This window comes from Nocardia sp. NPDC057227, from assembly GCF_042669725.1.
Lineage (GTDB): Bacteria > Actinomycetota > Actinomycetes > Mycobacteriales > Mycobacteriaceae > Nocardia > Nocardia asteroides_A.
In genome coordinates this window covers 158,703-171,837 of record NZ_JBHUXA010000016.1, presented here as the reverse complement: position 1 = coordinate 171,837, position 13,135 = coordinate 158,703, and the positions used below count along the sequence as shown (strand labels likewise).

The following is a 13,135-nucleotide window of genomic DNA, read 5'->3' as shown; positions in this document are numbered from 1 at the left end:
AGCCGATCATGAACCAGCCGGTGACCTTCCAGGTGAACGGAACCTTCACGATGTTCTCCAGTCGTCGTGGAATGTTTCGCCGAAGCGGTCGAGGAAAGCCGCGGTCGCCGCCGGCGAGCTGCCGTCGGCGTGCACCACCGCGGAGGTCGCGCCGCGCTTGCCCAGATCGGCGAGCACCGCACGCGCCTCGGCGACGCTTGCGGAGTCGTCGAAGCGGAAGTGCGGGCAGACCACCTGGATGGTCACCGATTCCGGGTCGCGGCCCGCCCGCTCCAGGTCGCGGCGCAGGCGGTCGACCGCGGTGCCGAACTGTTCGGGTGTTTCGAGAGCCGTGGTGCGCATGGCGGCGGCCATGCGGGCGGCGGCGATGATCGGCATCCAGCCGTCACCGTGCACGACCACCCGGCGGCGGGCCGCGGCGCCGTTGCCGCCGATCCAGATCGGTGGGTACGGGAGCTGCACCGGCCGCTGCGACCACGTCTCGCCGGGCGCGCCGAAACCGGTGCCGGACACCGGCGATGCGGGGTCGGTCCAGATCGAGCGCAGCGCGCCGAGCGCCTCGTCGAAGAGAGCGGCGCGCCGCTCGTGGTCGACCCCGAGCGCGGCGAACTCGGCGCGCAGATACCCGGCGCCGACACCGGCGATCAGCCGGCCGCCGGAGACGATGTCCAGACTGCCGAGCGCCTTGGCCGACAGGTACGGGTTGCGGAAGGGCAGCACGTAGAGGTTGGTGAGCAGCCGCAGCCGGGTGGTCACCCCGGCCACGAAGCCGAGCGCCGCGATCGGGTCGAGGGTTTCGTGCCCGCCCGCGCCCCGCCACTTGGCCGAGGGCGCGGGGTGCTCGCTCAGCGCGACCGCGTCGAAGCCGACCGCCTCGGCGCGCACCACAACCTCGCGGATCACCTCCGGGCGCAGGAAGTCGACCGGGGCGATCGGCTGCTCGCTCGGATACTCCAGTACGTACTTCATGCGCCGCGCTCCCTCTCGTACGGTGCGGTCTCGGCCGCTACCGCGCACTCTTCGGCGAAGGCGAGCACACCGAGGTGGTAGGCGGTGGCGCCGTACCCCGCGCTCAGGTTGTGCCCGGCGTCGGCCTGGTGGTTGATCTCGAACCGCGGTGCGCCGCGGAAGATTCCGCGCACCTCGTCGAGCGCCGCGGCGTCGCGGCGCCACACCGACTCGTGCTCGGCGCAGGTGAAGCGCACCGGAACCCGGATGTCGGGGGCCAGCGCCCGGAAGTCGCCGGGCCAGTCCACCGCGACATCGGCCTCGTAGCCGGGGGCCCGGTCGGCGATCGGCCTGCCGCCGAACAACTCCGGCGGATACACCCGCGCGGGCTGCCACAGCAGGTCGCGGATGCCCGCGCGGTCCTGCTCCCGCACCAGGGCGGCGATTCGCTGGACGGCGCGCTCCTGCCGTACCAGCCCGGTGCCCGCGAGTTCGAGCCCGAGCAGCGCGGCGCCGCGCTCGTCGGCGGCCATCCGGACCGCGAGATCGCACCCGGCCGAGTGCCCGATCAGGAAGACCCCCGCACCGCGGCTGCGGGCTCCGAGCAGCGCGTCCACGGTGCGATACACCGCATCGACCCGGCGCTGCGGCGGCCGGAACTCGGCCTCGGCGCCGGCGGAGGCGCCGTAGCCGGGGCGGTCCGGCGCGAGCACGGTGCAGCCGAGCGCGGCGCCGAGCCGCAGCAGCGACGCCCTCGGGTGGCCGGGCAGATCGAAGTATCGCGCGTTGGCGGCACCGCCGTGCACGGCGACCAGCACGGCGCGCGGCTCGTCGACCTCGGCGCAGAGCGCCGACATCGGGATGCCGTCAACCTCGACCGTGCGCGCCGCCACCGGCGACCCGGCCCTCATCGGTCCGCCCGCAGCAGCAGCACGCCGCTGGGGGTGAGCCCGCCGCTGGAGACCACCGCCACCGAGGCGTCGGCGACCTGCCGCGCGCCGCCGTCGCCGCGCAGCTGCACGATCGCCTCGTGCAGCAGCCCCATACCGTGGGTGCGGCCGTGCGAGAGCTGGCCGCCGTGGGTATTGAGCGGCAGCACGCCGTCGCGGGCGATATTCACCCCGCCCGTCAGGAAGTCCTTGGCCTCGCCGATGCCGCAGAAGCCGAGCGCCTCGATCCAGGACAGGCAGTTGAAGGTGAAGCCGTCGTAGAGCTGGGCCACGTCCACATCGGCCGGGCGCAGGTCGGTGCGGGTCCACAGGTGCGCGGCCTGGCCGATGACCTGGGGTTCGTGGGTGAGCGTGCTCTGGTCCCACTCCAGCCGCTCGATGATCTGGGTGCCGACGGCCTCCACCAGGACCGGCGGTCGGGCCAGGTCGGCGGCGGCGTCCCTGGCCGAGACGACGACGGCCACGGCGGCGTCGCAGGGCACGTCGCAGTCGTAGAGCCCGAACGGGGTGGTGATCGGGCGGGCGTTCAGGTAGTCGTCCATGGTGAGCGGATCGCGGTAGATCGCATCCGGATTCAGGGCGGCATTGGCGCGCTGGTTGAGCGCGATCCAGCCGAGCGTTTCCCGGTCGGTGCCGTAGCGGTGGAAGTGCCGCTGCGCGTTCTGCGCGAGGGTGTGCGCGGCCGAGGTGGCGCCGAACGGGATCTGCCAGCTGTCGGTGCGCCCGCCGGGCAGGGCCAGCCTGCCCGTGCGCACCAGCTCGCCGTGGGTGGACTCCCAGATGGTGCGGAAGCACAGCACGTGCCTGGCCAGCCCGCTCGCTACCGCGAGCATGGCGGCGATCACCGAGCCGCCGGGGCCGAAGGTCTCCGGGCCGCCGCTGTGCCAGGTCGGCCGCAGCCCGAGCGCGGACTCCACCGCGGTGACACCACCCTCGCCGAACGGGCCGAGGTTGGGGCCGGGGTAGGTGGAGAGGCCGTCGATGTCGTCGAGCAGCAGCCCGGCGTCGGCCACCGCCTCCCGGCACGCCTGCAGGGTCAGCGCCAGCGGGTCGGCCATGGTGCGGCGGCCGGGCGGTGTCGCGCCGATTCCGGTGATCGCGACCCGGTCCTCGAACTTCGAGGTGCTCGCCGGGCGGCGGACGTACCGGGCGACGGTCTCGGCCGTGACCTCGTCCTCGGGCAGCGGGGCGGGCAGCGCGGGCGGCGGGGCCGGGCGGAAGAGCGGCAGCCAGACGTCGTCGTGCCGCTCGAACACCACCTCCATCGGCATGCCCAGGTGCAGGGTCTCGGGGTCGCACTGCACCGCGTTGGTGGTCAGCCGCACCCGCGCGTCCTCGGCCAGCGCCACCTGCGCCACCACGTACGGGGCGGGCAGGCCGGGCAGCGCGAAGCGGTGGTTGACGGTGAACCCGATCAGGGTCGCCGCACCGGACACCGCCCGCACGCCCATCTCCGCGCCGCGGCAGTACCGGCACACCGGCTGCGGCGGGTGGATGAGCGACGAGCAGGACCGGCACTCCTGCACCCGCAGCCGCCCGTCCGCCCCCGAGCTCCAGAAGAACTCGTTCTGCGGGGTCAGCAGCGGCAGCGGCCGGCGCGGCGCTTCGTTCTCCGGCATCAGCTCGCGGCCACCGGCTTCTTCGGCGGCGCGTAGGCGGGCCTGCCCAGGCCGAGCACGTGCTGGGCGATCATATTGCGGAACACCTCGAGCGTGCCGCCGTAGATCCCGCACAGCGGCGCCCACCGGTACAGATAGCCGGCGGCGCCCTCGTCGGCGGCCCCGTCGGTGTCGGCGGACAGCGCCGCAGCCGGACCGAGCACGTCCATCAGATCGGGCGAGATATCGCGCATGGTCTGGGCGAGGGCGACCCGGCCGAACATGTGCGGCGCGCTCAGCGCGGCTTCGAGTTTCGCGAAGCTGCGGCCCAGCCGCACCGCCGCCGAGGCATCCTCGGCCACCCGGTCGGCGGCGAGCCCGGCGACCCGGTCGACGGTGGTCGCCATGGTCGAGCCCTGGTGGGTCATGATCGAGACGTCCTGCAGCCCGTCATTGGCCGCGTCGACCACGCCGTGTTCCTCGTTGAGCGGGCCGAGCAGCACGGCCCAGCCGTCGTTCACCTCGCCCAGCCGGTAGCGGTCGTGCACCCGCACATCGCTGTAGTAGACGATGTTGGTGCGGTCACCGTCCACCGTGCGCAGCCCCTGGATCTCGATACCCGGCGTATCCAGCGGCACCAGGAACATGGTGAGGCTCTTGTGTTTCCGCGCCGTGGGGTCGGTGTTGGTGATCAGGAAGACGTAGCGGGAGTTGTGCGCCCCGGTGGTGAACATCTTGGAGCCGTTGATGATCCACTGGTCACCGTCGCGCACCGCGCGGGTCTTGCAGGAGGCGACATCGGAGCCACCGTCCGGCTCGGTATAACCGAGGCACAGCCGGACGGTGCCGTCCAGCACACCGGGCAGCACTTCGTCCTGCAGCTCCTTCGACCCGTGCCGCAGCACCGAGGGAACCACGATCTTGGTCGTCCCCCAGGTCACCCACGGCACCTCGGCGCGGCGCTTCTCCAGGTCCCAGAGCCGCTCACGCAGCCGGTTCAGCTGGGGCCCGCCCTCCCGGTGCAGCTCGGCGGCGAGCCAGCCCGCCGCGGCCATGGCCAGGTGCACGCCCTCGTCGAAGTTGTCGCCGGTCTCGCGGTCGCGGCGGCGCACCTCGTCGGTGACGTGCTCGTCCAGAAAAGCGCGGACCTCGGCCTGGAAGGCGGAGTCCTGCTCGGACAGCTCAACGCGTGAGAAATCCATGTCTGCGTTCTCCTATGCGGAAAGGGCGGCGGCTTCGCGCCTGGCCACGGTCTCGGCGAGTTCGCGGGCGTGCAGGGCGGGGTCGCCGCCTGCCAGCGCCCAGCCCCTGGCCCGGACCAGGTAGGCGGCCGCGGCCGCCTCGGCCGAGACCCCGAGGCCGCCCTGCACCTGGACCGCCATGGTGGCCGCGGCGGGCGCCTCGCCGGTGATGTAGACGAACGCGGCGGCGGGCAGCTCCGGCTGGTGCCCGGGCTCGTGCTCGAGGAACCAGGCAGCGCGGCGGTTCAGGTTGCGGCCCGCGTTCACCGCGATCGCGATATTCGCCAGCGGGTGCGAGATGGCCTGCAGGGTGCCGATCGGGACGCCGAGCGTGAAGCGGGTGGTGGCGAATTCGGCGGCGATGCGCAGGGTTTCGTCGAGGAGCCCGACCAGTGCAGCGGCGGTCAGCACCCGCCACTCGTCCAGTGCGCGCCGGTACTCGGCCACCGCCTCGGGGCCGCTCGCGAGCACCGTGGCGGAGTCTGCGGTGCCCGCGTCCACCCACGCCATCGGCAGCTTGCCGATATTCTCCACCCGGGTGGGCGGGCTGTCGAAGGTCAGCCGGACCACGTCCGCGCCGTCGAGCACAACGACCTCCTCGGCCACCGCCCCGGCGGGGATCAGCCGGGGGCCGGGGCGCGCAGCCGGGTCGGGATCCAGCGCGACGATCCGCCTGCCGCCCACGATGTCGTCCGGCACCGACCCGAGCCGGGCCAGCAGCCGCGCGGCGACCACATGCTCGATCCACGGCACCGGCGCCAGCGTCCGGCCCAGCTCCTCGGCGACCAGGGTCAGCTCGACCAGCCCCGCGCCGTCACCGCCCGCCGACTCCGGCAGCGCCATGCTGGTCGCCCCGGTGCCGCAGAGCCGCTCCCACAGGCTCTTGTCGAACCCGGTGCCCTCGGCCGCGCGGACCGTGTCGATCGGGGAGCGGGTGCGGAAGAACTTGGCGTAGACCGCCTGCAGCTCGGTCTGGTCCTCGGAGAGGCTGTAGTCCTGCCTGCGCAGTTCGTAGCGATTCATTGCTGCTCCTGACCCGCCCGGTCGCCGAAGAAGAAGGCATCGGCGTTGGCGTAGAGGTAGTTGTCGATGACGTCGGCGGGCAGGTCGAGCGCGAGCGCCTCGGGGATTACCCGCCGCATCGGCAGCACCGGCCAGTCCGACCCGAACATGACCTTCTGCTTGCCCCTGGTCCGCATGTAGTGGATCAAGCTGTCCGGCAACCGCTTCGGCGACCAGGCGGAGGTCATGAGCCGCAGGTTCTCGTACTTGATCAGCAGCCGGATCGCCACGTCCCACCACGGGTCGGCGCCGTGGATCATGCACAGCTTCAGCTCGGGGAAGCGCACGCAGACCATGTCGAGGTAGATCGGGTTCTGCACCTCGCCCGGGATGGGCGGGCCCGGGATGCCGGTGTTCATGCAGAGCGGCAGCCCCAGCTCCGAGCACTTGTAGTAGAGCGGGTAGTACACCGCGTCACTGGGCGGGTACCTGCCCTCGCCCCAGAAGCTCGCGCCGACGGCGGTGTACGCGACCGGCAGGTCGCGGGTGAGCGCGGTGAGTTCGCGCAGCGAGGCCACCGGGCGCAGCAGGTCGACGCCGTTGATCGCCAACGCGAACCGCTCCGGCCGCGCCTCCGCGAACTTCAGCGCGGTGGCCGACGGCTTGCGCATGTTGTACATCAGGATCGCCTTCTCGACGCCCTGCTCGTCCATCTCGTCGATCAGCTCGTCCAGCTCTGGCTGGGCGAACATCGACTTCGGGCCCTTGAAGTAGTCGTCGCGCACCTTCAGCATCCAGTCGGGCTGCTGCTCGACCTCACCGAAGTGCACATTGACGAGGCCATCGATGACTCTGGTCACGAATCAGGCTCCGATTTCTCGCGCGGCGGACTCCAGGGCCTGCTCGGCCGCCCACCGGTAGTCGGGTTTGCCGTTGCCGAGGCGCCGCACCTCGGCAACGGGGAGGAAGTCCTTGGGGATCTTGTAACCGGCCAGCTTCTCCCGGCAGGCGGTGCGCAGCTCCGCCACCGGGATCGCCCCCGACTCGGTGCGGACCAGCGCGACGACCTCGTTGCCCCAGCGCGCGCTCGGCCGCCCGACCACCAGGGCGTCGGCGATGCCGGGAAACGCACGCAGCACCTCCTCCACCTCCTCGACGAAGACCTTCTCGCCGCCGGTATTGATGACCAGCGAGTCCCGGCCGAGCAGCCGCAGGGTGCCGTCGGCGTCGACGGTCACCCGGTCGCCCGGCACGGCCATGCGCTTGCCGTCGATCTCGGGGAAGGTGCGCGCGGTGGCCTCGGGGTCGTCGAAGTAGCCCAGCGGCACCCGCCCGACCCGGACCGCCCAGCCGACCTCGCTCTCCCCCGGCTCCAGGAAGCGGGTGCGGTCGGCGGAGATGGCGGTGCCGCCCGGCATCGGCGCGAAGGTCTCCACCGGGTTGTCCTTGCTGCTGCGCCCGAAGCCCATGCCGCCGGTCTCCGAGGAGCCGTATCCCTCCATGATCATGATGTGCGGGAGCAGCTCCAGCAGCGCGCGCTTGTACACCGGGTTGGTGGCGGCGCCGCCGGTGCCGATGCCGAAGAGCCCGGACAGGTCGTAGGAGCGCTCGCGGAGCGCGGCGACCAGGGGCGCGGCGTAGGCGTCGCCGACCATGGTGAGCAGCGCCGCCTTCTCCCGCTCCGCGGTCGCCAGCGCGAGCGCGGCGTCGAAGCGGTGGCGGTCGTCGTAGAGGACGATGGTCTGCCCGGCCAGCAGCCCGGCGCACGCGGTGAAGATGCCGGCCGCGTGCGAGAGCGGGGACATGGCGAACCAGGACTGGCCGGTGGCGCGGGCGAAACCGTGGAGTACGTCGGTGGACTCGTGGTCGGCGCCGTTCATCGAGGAGACGTACAGGTCGGCCTGCCGCCAGAGCACGCCCTTGGGCCTGCCGGTGGTTCCGCCGGTACACAACATCGCCACGTCGTCGGGGGATGTCTCGATGACCCGGTCCGGGTCGCCCTGGCGCACCGCGTCGTCGAAGGCGATCGCGCCGGGCAGCTCGGGTGCGCCGCTGCCGTCCTCGACCACGATCAGCAGCAGCTCCGCCAGGTTCGGGACCGCCTCGGCCAGCACCGGCCCGAAGCCGCGGTGGTACACGATCGCGCTGGGGCGCAGGTAGGCGAGCAGCTCGCCGACCTCGTGCGCGGTGTAGCTGGGGTTCACGTTGACCGGGACGGTGCGCGCCTTGAGGCAGCCGATCATGGCGTCCAGGTAGAGGTCGTTGCGCATGAGCAGCGCGACCCGGTCCTGGCCGCACTCCCAGCGCTCCAGCTCGGCGCGCTCGGTGTGCAGGCCGAGCCCGCGGTCGGCGAGGAAGTTCGCGAGCCTGCGGGTGCGCTCGGCGGATTCGGCGAAGGTGCTGCGGCGCTCGCCGCAGACCGTCATCGTGCGCTCCGGCACCGCCGACGCCACGGCGTCGAGCACCGTGCCGATTGTCCATTCGGTCACTGCATTCCTCCACGAAGATCCCGGCTGACGCTGTTACTGTATACCTATCGGTAAGGGTTCACACAAGGTTCGGGACGGTAACTCGGATGAAAACCAAAGGCGCTGTGCTCTGGGGGCTCGACACGTCGTGGTCGGTGGAGGAGATCGAGATCGGGGAGCCGAGAGCCGGTGAGGTCGCGGTCCGGCTGGAGACCGCCGGGTTGTGCCGCGCCGACCACAATCTCGTCACCGGCGCCATCCCGATGAGCGCCTTTCCGGTGCTCGGCGGGCACGAGGGGGCCGGCGTCGTGACCGCGGTCGGCCCCGGCGTCTCCGACCTGGCCGCCGGTGACCACGTCGTCACCTCGTTCCTCCCGTCCTGCGGACGCTGCCCGTCCTGCCAGGCGGGCGTACACAACCTCTGCGATCTGGGGGCGGGGCTGCTCGCGGGCACCTCGGTCACCGACCGCAGCTTCCGCGTGCACGCCCGCGGCCGCCCGGTGCACCCCATGTCGCTGGTCGGCACCTTCGCCCCGTACGCGGTCGTCCATCGCGCCTCGGTGGTGAAGATCGACCCCTCCATCCCGTTCGACATCGCCTGCCTGGCGGGCTGCCAGATCACCACCGGCTACGGCTCGGCCGTGCACACCGCCCGGATCGCGCCCGGCGAGGACGTGGCGATCATCGGCCTCGGCGGGGTCGGGGCCTCGGCCCTGCAGGGCGCCGTGCTCTCCGGGGCACGGCAGATCTTCGTCGTGGAGTCCGCGCGGTGGAAGCGGGACCGGGCGGTGAAGTTCGGCGCCACCGAGGTCTACCCGGATATCGGGTCGGCGACGGAGGGGATCGCCGAGCGGACAGGGGGCCGCATGTGCCAGAAGGTCGTCGTCACCACCGGCCGCTACGACGGCCACGAGCTCGACGACTGGCTCCGCATCACCGCCCGCGCGGGCACCTGCGTGCTCACCGCCCGCGCCGACGTGATGACCTCGGACCTGAAGCTCGACCTGTCGCTGGTGCCGCTGCTGCAGAAGAACCTGCAGGGCAGCCTCTACGGCGGCGGCGACCCGCACCACGACATCCCCGAGGTGCTCGCGTTGCACAAGCTCGGCGATATCGACCTCGCGGCGGCGCCGGTCCGGGAGTACCGCCTGGAGCAGATCAACGACGCCTACGCCGAGTTGCTCGGTGGCCACGACCTGCGCGGCATCATCCGCTACACCGACGCCGACCGGTGAAGGCGCGGTGTCCGGTGGTGGAGTGCCACCGGACACCGACCCACCCGAGAATCAGGGCACGATGGCCGTGCGCAGCACCGGCTCCGCCACCTGCTGGCGGCTGAAAATCCCGCGGCGGAGTGCGGTCAGCAGCGCGTCGCGGGTCTCCTCCGGGCGGATCAGCTCGTCGAAGCCCATGTGCTCGGCGGAGTGGTAGGACGCCAGCAGCTCCATCTCGCGCAGCTGCGCGGCCACCTCCTCCGCCGCGCCGGAGGCCAGCCCCAGCGCGGCGGCGCTCATAGCGCCCATGGTGGCGCCGGGGTAGGCGTAGGCTGCGGTCTGGTTGTCGAAGCCGATGAGCGACATGACCATCGAGCCGAATCCATACGCCTTGCGCAGTGTGACGTGCAGTTTGATGGTGCTCGCGGTGGTCTGGGCGGCGAACATCCGCGCCCCGGCGCGCAGCACCCCCGCGCGCTCGGATTCGCCGCCCGGCAGCATGCCGGGGTTGTCGGCGAGGAACACCAGCGGCAAGTGGAACGAGTCCGCGACCGTGATGAAGTGCGCGGCCTTGTTCGCCGCGGCGGTGTCGATCGAGCCGGCCAGGATCTCGGGCTGGTTGGCGACCACCGCGACCGGATGCCCGCCCAGGTGGGCCAGCGCGCACACGATCGCGGGGCCGTACCCGGGCTGCACCTCGAACCAGTCCGGGGTGTCGAAGACGACGTCGAGCACCGCGCGGATGTCGTAGGTGCTGCGGTTGTCCCGGGAGATGATGTCGAGCAGCTCCGGGGTCGCGCGCGGCTCGGTGGCGTCGTCGGAGAGCAGGGCGGGCGGGTAGGACCAGGCACTGGACGGAAAGTACGAGAGGTAGCGGCGAATCTCGTCGAGCGCGTCCCCGTCGTTCTCGGCCACATTGTGGATGAGCCCGCTCGGCACCGCCACGTCCGGGCCGCCGAGGTCCTCCTTGCTGATCTGCTCCCCGGTGGACGCCCGCACCACCGGCGGACCGGCGGTGAAGATGGCGCCCTGGCGGCTCATGATCGCGAAGTCCGAGACCGGCGCGATCAGCGCGCCGTGCCCGGCCGACGGGCCGAGCACGGCGGTGACCATGGGCACCTTGCCCGAGCACCGCGCCTGCGCGAGCAGGTCGGTGGGGGTGCGGCCGTAGTGCGCGCCGGTCGGCCGGAATCCGGCGCCCTCCAGCAGCATGACGAGCGGCACCTTGTTGCGCACCGCCAGCTCGGCCAGGCGGTACCGCTTGGCATTGCTGCCGGGGGCGATGGTGCCCGCGACCGTCGTGAAATCCTCCGCCCCGACCATGACCGGGGTGCCGCCGATCAGCCCGGAGCCGGTCACGACGGCGTCGGCGGCGATCTCGCCGCCGACCAGTGCGCCGAACTCCTGGAACGAGCCGGGGTCGAGCAGGTGTGCGATCCGGGCGCGCGCGTCCAGTTTGCCCTTGGCCCGGTGCTTGGCGACCCGCTCCTGACCGCCCATGGCCGCCGACCGCTCCCGGCGCCCGTCGAGATCCTCGAGCGTTTCCTTCCAGCTCACGACGGGGCTCCTCAGCGCAGGGTGTAGCGGATCGGCAGGTGCTTGAGGCCGCCGACGAAGGTGGTGGCGATCAGCTCCGGCTCACCGGCCAGCTCCACCGAGGTGAGCCGCGGGATCAGCTCGGCGAAGAAGCGGTTCACCTCGAGCCGGGCCAGCGCCGCGCCCAGGCAGAAGTGGATGCCGAAGCCGAAGGCAACGTGCTTGTTCGGCTCACGCCCGACGTCGAAGCGGAAGGGGTCGTCGAAGGCCTCCTCGTCGCGGTTGGCCGAGATGTAGGAGAGCAGCAGCGAGTCGCCCTCGGCGATCGGGACCCCACGCAGGGTGGTGTCCGCCGTCGCGGTGCGCATGAACGCCTTGACCGGGGTGACCCAGCGGATCATCTCCTCGGTGGCCTGCGGCAGCAGCGACATGTCGGCCTGCAGCCGGGCCAGCTGGTCCGGGTTCTCCGCCAGCGCGCGCATGCCGCCGGAGATGGTGCCGCTGGTGGTGTCGTGGCCCGCCGTCGCGATGATGGCGTAATAGGAGACGGTGTCGATATCGCCGAGCGGCTCGCCGTCGACGCGGGCATTGGCGATGGTGGAGGCGAGATCCGCGGTCGGGGTGGCCCGCCGCGCGGCGGTGAGGTCGTTGAAGAAGGCGAACATGTCGAGCAGTGCGCCGACCTTCTCCTCCTGGGAGACCGCCGAGCGCTGGTACTCCTCGTCGTCGCTGCCGAGCAGCTCCTGAGTCAGCTTCAGCATGCGCGGGAAGTCGGACTCGGGGACGCCGAGCAGGGACATGATCACGTACAGCGGGTAGTTGACCGCCACCTCCTGCACGAAGTCGCACTCGCCGCCCGCGTCGCGCATCCGATCCACGTACCGCTTGGCGAGGTCGGTGATGCGGAGGTCCATGGCGCGCATGGCCTTCGGGCCGAACCAGTCGGCGGCGATCGCGCGCACCACGCGGTGCTGCGGGTCGTCCATGTGGATCAGGGTGCGGATGCCGACCGCGGCCTGCTGCTCGTCGGACTCCGCCGACATCAGCACCGGGCGCGGCCAGTTGGAGAAGAGCTTGCTGTTGCGCTCGACCGCAAGCACGTCCGCGTGCTTGGTGACGGCCCAGAAGGGCTTGTATCCGGGGACGTCGACGTACGACACCGGGGTGTTGGCGCGGAGGCCCGAGAGCGCGGCGTGCAGACGCGGCTCGTCGGTGTAGGCGGCAGGCTCCGCGAGTAGCTTCGCGGCTTCATCGACGATCGGCGTGCTCATCCGGTCTGTTCCGTCCACTCAGGGCTCGTTGTCTCGGTAGCCAGGGTGATTTATAGTCGAGCTTACTGTCAAGCATTCCGTAAGACCTTCGAAACGACTGGACGGCGGTAATCCCATGGCGCAGCCACAGCGCAGGATCGTGGTCGTGGGGGCGGGATCGGGCATCGGCGCGGCCACCGCGGCGCACTTCCACGCCGCCGGTGCGCACGTGCTCGCGGTCGACCTCCGCGACAACGACACCCCGGCCACCGAGCACCGGCGCTGCGACCTGCGCGACGGCGCCGCCATCGAGGCGCTGCTCGCCGGGATCGGCGACGGCTGGGACCTGCTCGCGCACGTCGCGGGGGTGCCGGGCACCGCGCCCGCCGGCGACGTGCTCGAGGTCAACTACCTCGGCATGCGGCGCACCGTGACCGGCATGCTGCCGCTGCTGCGCACCGGGGGCGCGGTCGTCACCGTCGCCTCGGTGGCGGCACTCGGCTGGCAGCAGCGCATCCCCGAACTGGAGGGGTTGCTCGCGGCGACCGACGAGGCCGCGGTGCGGGCCTGGCAGGCGGGGCAGGACCCGGCCTACCCGGTCTACAGCACCTCCAAGCAGGCGGCGGTGCTCTTCGCCACGCGACTCGCGCCCGCGGCCTGGCAGAAGTACGGCGTCCGGGTGAACACGGTCAGCCCCGGGCCGACCGAGACGCCGATCCTCGGCGATTTCGAGACCTCCATGGGCAAAGAACTCCTCGACACGGTGAAAGCCACCGTCGGCCGCCATGCCACCGCCGCGGACATCGTCCCGGTGATCGAGTTCCTCGGCTCGCCCGCGGCGGGCTGGGTGAACGGCCATGACCTGCACGTGGACGGCGGATTCGTCGCCCCGATGTCGGCCGGCGGCCGGCTCGCGCTGTAGCCGCGC

The 13,135-nt window shown here is 71.8% G+C and carries 11 protein-coding genes; 2 read left to right on the top strand and 9 right to left on the bottom strand.

Features of this window, described 5'->3' with window-relative positions; all coding sequences use genetic code 11:
* Nucleotides 1-45 precede the first annotated feature (45 nt).
* From ACFUJ1_RS22465 to ACFUJ1_RS22435, 7 genes are read right to left on the bottom strand one after another with little or no spacing between them, the layout of a single operon-like run.
* Nucleotides 46-969 (bottom strand): TIGR03619 family F420-dependent LLM class oxidoreductase, encoded by a 924-nt coding sequence (locus ACFUJ1_RS22465; RefSeq protein ID WP_378648464.1) that lies wholly within the window; start codon nucleotides 967-969, stop codon nucleotides 46-48.
* Complete coding sequence (locus tag ACFUJ1_RS22460; RefSeq protein ID WP_378648462.1) at nucleotides 966-1,859, bottom strand: alpha/beta fold hydrolase; 894 nt, start codon at nucleotides 1,857-1,859, stop codon at nucleotides 966-968. The genes ACFUJ1_RS22465 and ACFUJ1_RS22460 overlap by 4 nt, the downstream gene beginning before the upstream one ends.
* On the bottom strand, nucleotides 1,856-3,517 hold the full coding sequence (locus ACFUJ1_RS22455; protein WP_378648460.1) for an OB-fold domain-containing protein: 1,662 nt from the start codon (nucleotides 3,515-3,517) through the stop codon (nucleotides 1,856-1,858). Before ACFUJ1_RS22455 ends, ACFUJ1_RS22460 begins: the two co-directional genes overlap by 4 nt.
* A complete protein-coding gene (locus tag ACFUJ1_RS22450; protein WP_378648458.1) occupies nucleotides 3,517-4,698 on the bottom strand; it encodes an acyl-CoA dehydrogenase family protein in 1,182 nt (393 codons plus the stop codon). Before ACFUJ1_RS22450 ends, ACFUJ1_RS22455 begins: the two co-directional genes overlap by 1 nt.
* Before the next feature lie 12 nt (nucleotides 4,699-4,710).
* On the bottom strand, nucleotides 4,711-5,760 hold the full coding sequence (locus ACFUJ1_RS22445; protein ID WP_378648456.1) for an acyl-CoA dehydrogenase family protein: 1,050 nt from the start codon (nucleotides 5,758-5,760) through the stop codon (nucleotides 4,711-4,713).
* On the bottom strand, nucleotides 5,757-6,599 hold the full coding sequence (locus ACFUJ1_RS22440; protein ID WP_378648454.1) for an amidohydrolase family protein: 843 nt from the start codon (nucleotides 6,597-6,599) through the stop codon (nucleotides 5,757-5,759). Before ACFUJ1_RS22440 ends, ACFUJ1_RS22445 begins: the two co-directional genes overlap by 4 nt.
* A gap of 3 nt (nucleotides 6,600-6,602) precedes the next feature.
* Nucleotides 6,603-8,228: an AMP-binding protein gene (locus ACFUJ1_RS22435; RefSeq protein WP_378648452.1), complete on the bottom strand. Its 1,626-nt coding sequence runs from the start codon at nucleotides 8,226-8,228 to the stop codon at nucleotides 6,603-6,605.
* 86 nt (nucleotides 8,229-8,314) lie between these two features.
* Here ACFUJ1_RS22435 and ACFUJ1_RS22430 point away from each other — a divergent pair, with 86 nt between their 5' ends.
* Nucleotides 8,315-9,442, top strand: a complete 1,128-nt coding sequence (locus ACFUJ1_RS22430) for an NDMA-dependent alcohol dehydrogenase (RefSeq protein ID WP_378648450.1) — start codon at nucleotides 8,315-8,317, stop codon at nucleotides 9,440-9,442.
* Nucleotides 9,443-9,493: 51 nt separating this feature from the next.
* On the opposite strand, the gene ACFUJ1_RS22425 is transcribed toward ACFUJ1_RS22430, so the two are convergent.
* Both ACFUJ1_RS22425 and ACFUJ1_RS22420 read right to left on the bottom strand, forming a co-directional pair.
* Nucleotides 9,494-10,978, bottom strand: coding sequence for an acyl-CoA carboxylase subunit beta (locus tag ACFUJ1_RS22425; protein WP_378648448.1), 1,485 nt, complete (start codon nucleotides 10,976-10,978; stop codon nucleotides 9,494-9,496).
* Between the two features lie 11 nt (nucleotides 10,979-10,989).
* Nucleotides 10,990-12,228 carry a cytochrome P450 gene (locus ACFUJ1_RS22420; RefSeq protein ID WP_378648446.1) on the bottom strand — a complete coding sequence of 413 codons (1,239 nt, stop codon included), beginning with the start codon at nucleotides 12,226-12,228 and terminating at the stop codon, nucleotides 10,990-10,992.
* Nucleotides 12,229-12,343: 115 nt separating this feature from the next.
* Here ACFUJ1_RS22420 and ACFUJ1_RS22415 point away from each other — a divergent pair, with 115 nt between their 5' ends.
* The gene (locus ACFUJ1_RS22415; RefSeq protein ID WP_378648444.1) at nucleotides 12,344-13,129 is read left to right on the top strand and encodes an SDR family oxidoreductase; all 786 of its coding nucleotides are present in this window, start codon (nucleotides 12,344-12,346) and stop codon (nucleotides 13,127-13,129) included.
* Nucleotides 13,130-13,135: the final 6 nt, after the last annotated feature.

Bases quoted from the DNA above. Each gene is read 5' to 3' on its own strand.
- ACFUJ1_RS22455 (WP_378648460.1), bottom strand. From the start codon at position 3,517: ATGCCGGAGAACGAAGCGCCGCGCCGGCCGCTGCCGCTGCTGACCCCG.
- ACFUJ1_RS22420 (WP_378648446.1), bottom strand. From the start codon at position 12,228: ATGAGCACGCCGATCGTCGATGAAGCCGCGAAGCTACTCGCGGAGCCT.
- ACFUJ1_RS22430 (WP_378648450.1), top strand. From the start codon at position 8,315: ATGAAAACCAAAGGCGCTGTGCTCTGGGGGCTCGACACGTCGTGGTCG.
- ACFUJ1_RS22415 (WP_378648444.1), top strand. From the start codon at position 12,344: ATGGCGCAGCCACAGCGCAGGATCGTGGTCGTGGGGGCGGGATCGGGC.
- ACFUJ1_RS22445 (WP_378648456.1), bottom strand. From the start codon at position 5,760: ATGAATCGCTACGAACTGCGCAGGCAGGACTACAGCCTCTCCGAGGAC.
- ACFUJ1_RS22465 (WP_378648464.1), bottom strand. From the start codon at position 969: ATGAAGTACGTACTGGAGTATCCGAGCGAGCAGCCGATCGCCCCGGTC.
- ACFUJ1_RS22450 (WP_378648458.1), bottom strand. From the start codon at position 4,698: ATGGATTTCTCACGCGTTGAGCTGTCCGAGCAGGACTCCGCCTTCCAG.
- ACFUJ1_RS22460 (WP_378648462.1), bottom strand. From the start codon at position 1,859: ATGAGGGCCGGGTCGCCGGTGGCGGCGCGCACGGTCGAGGTTGACGGC.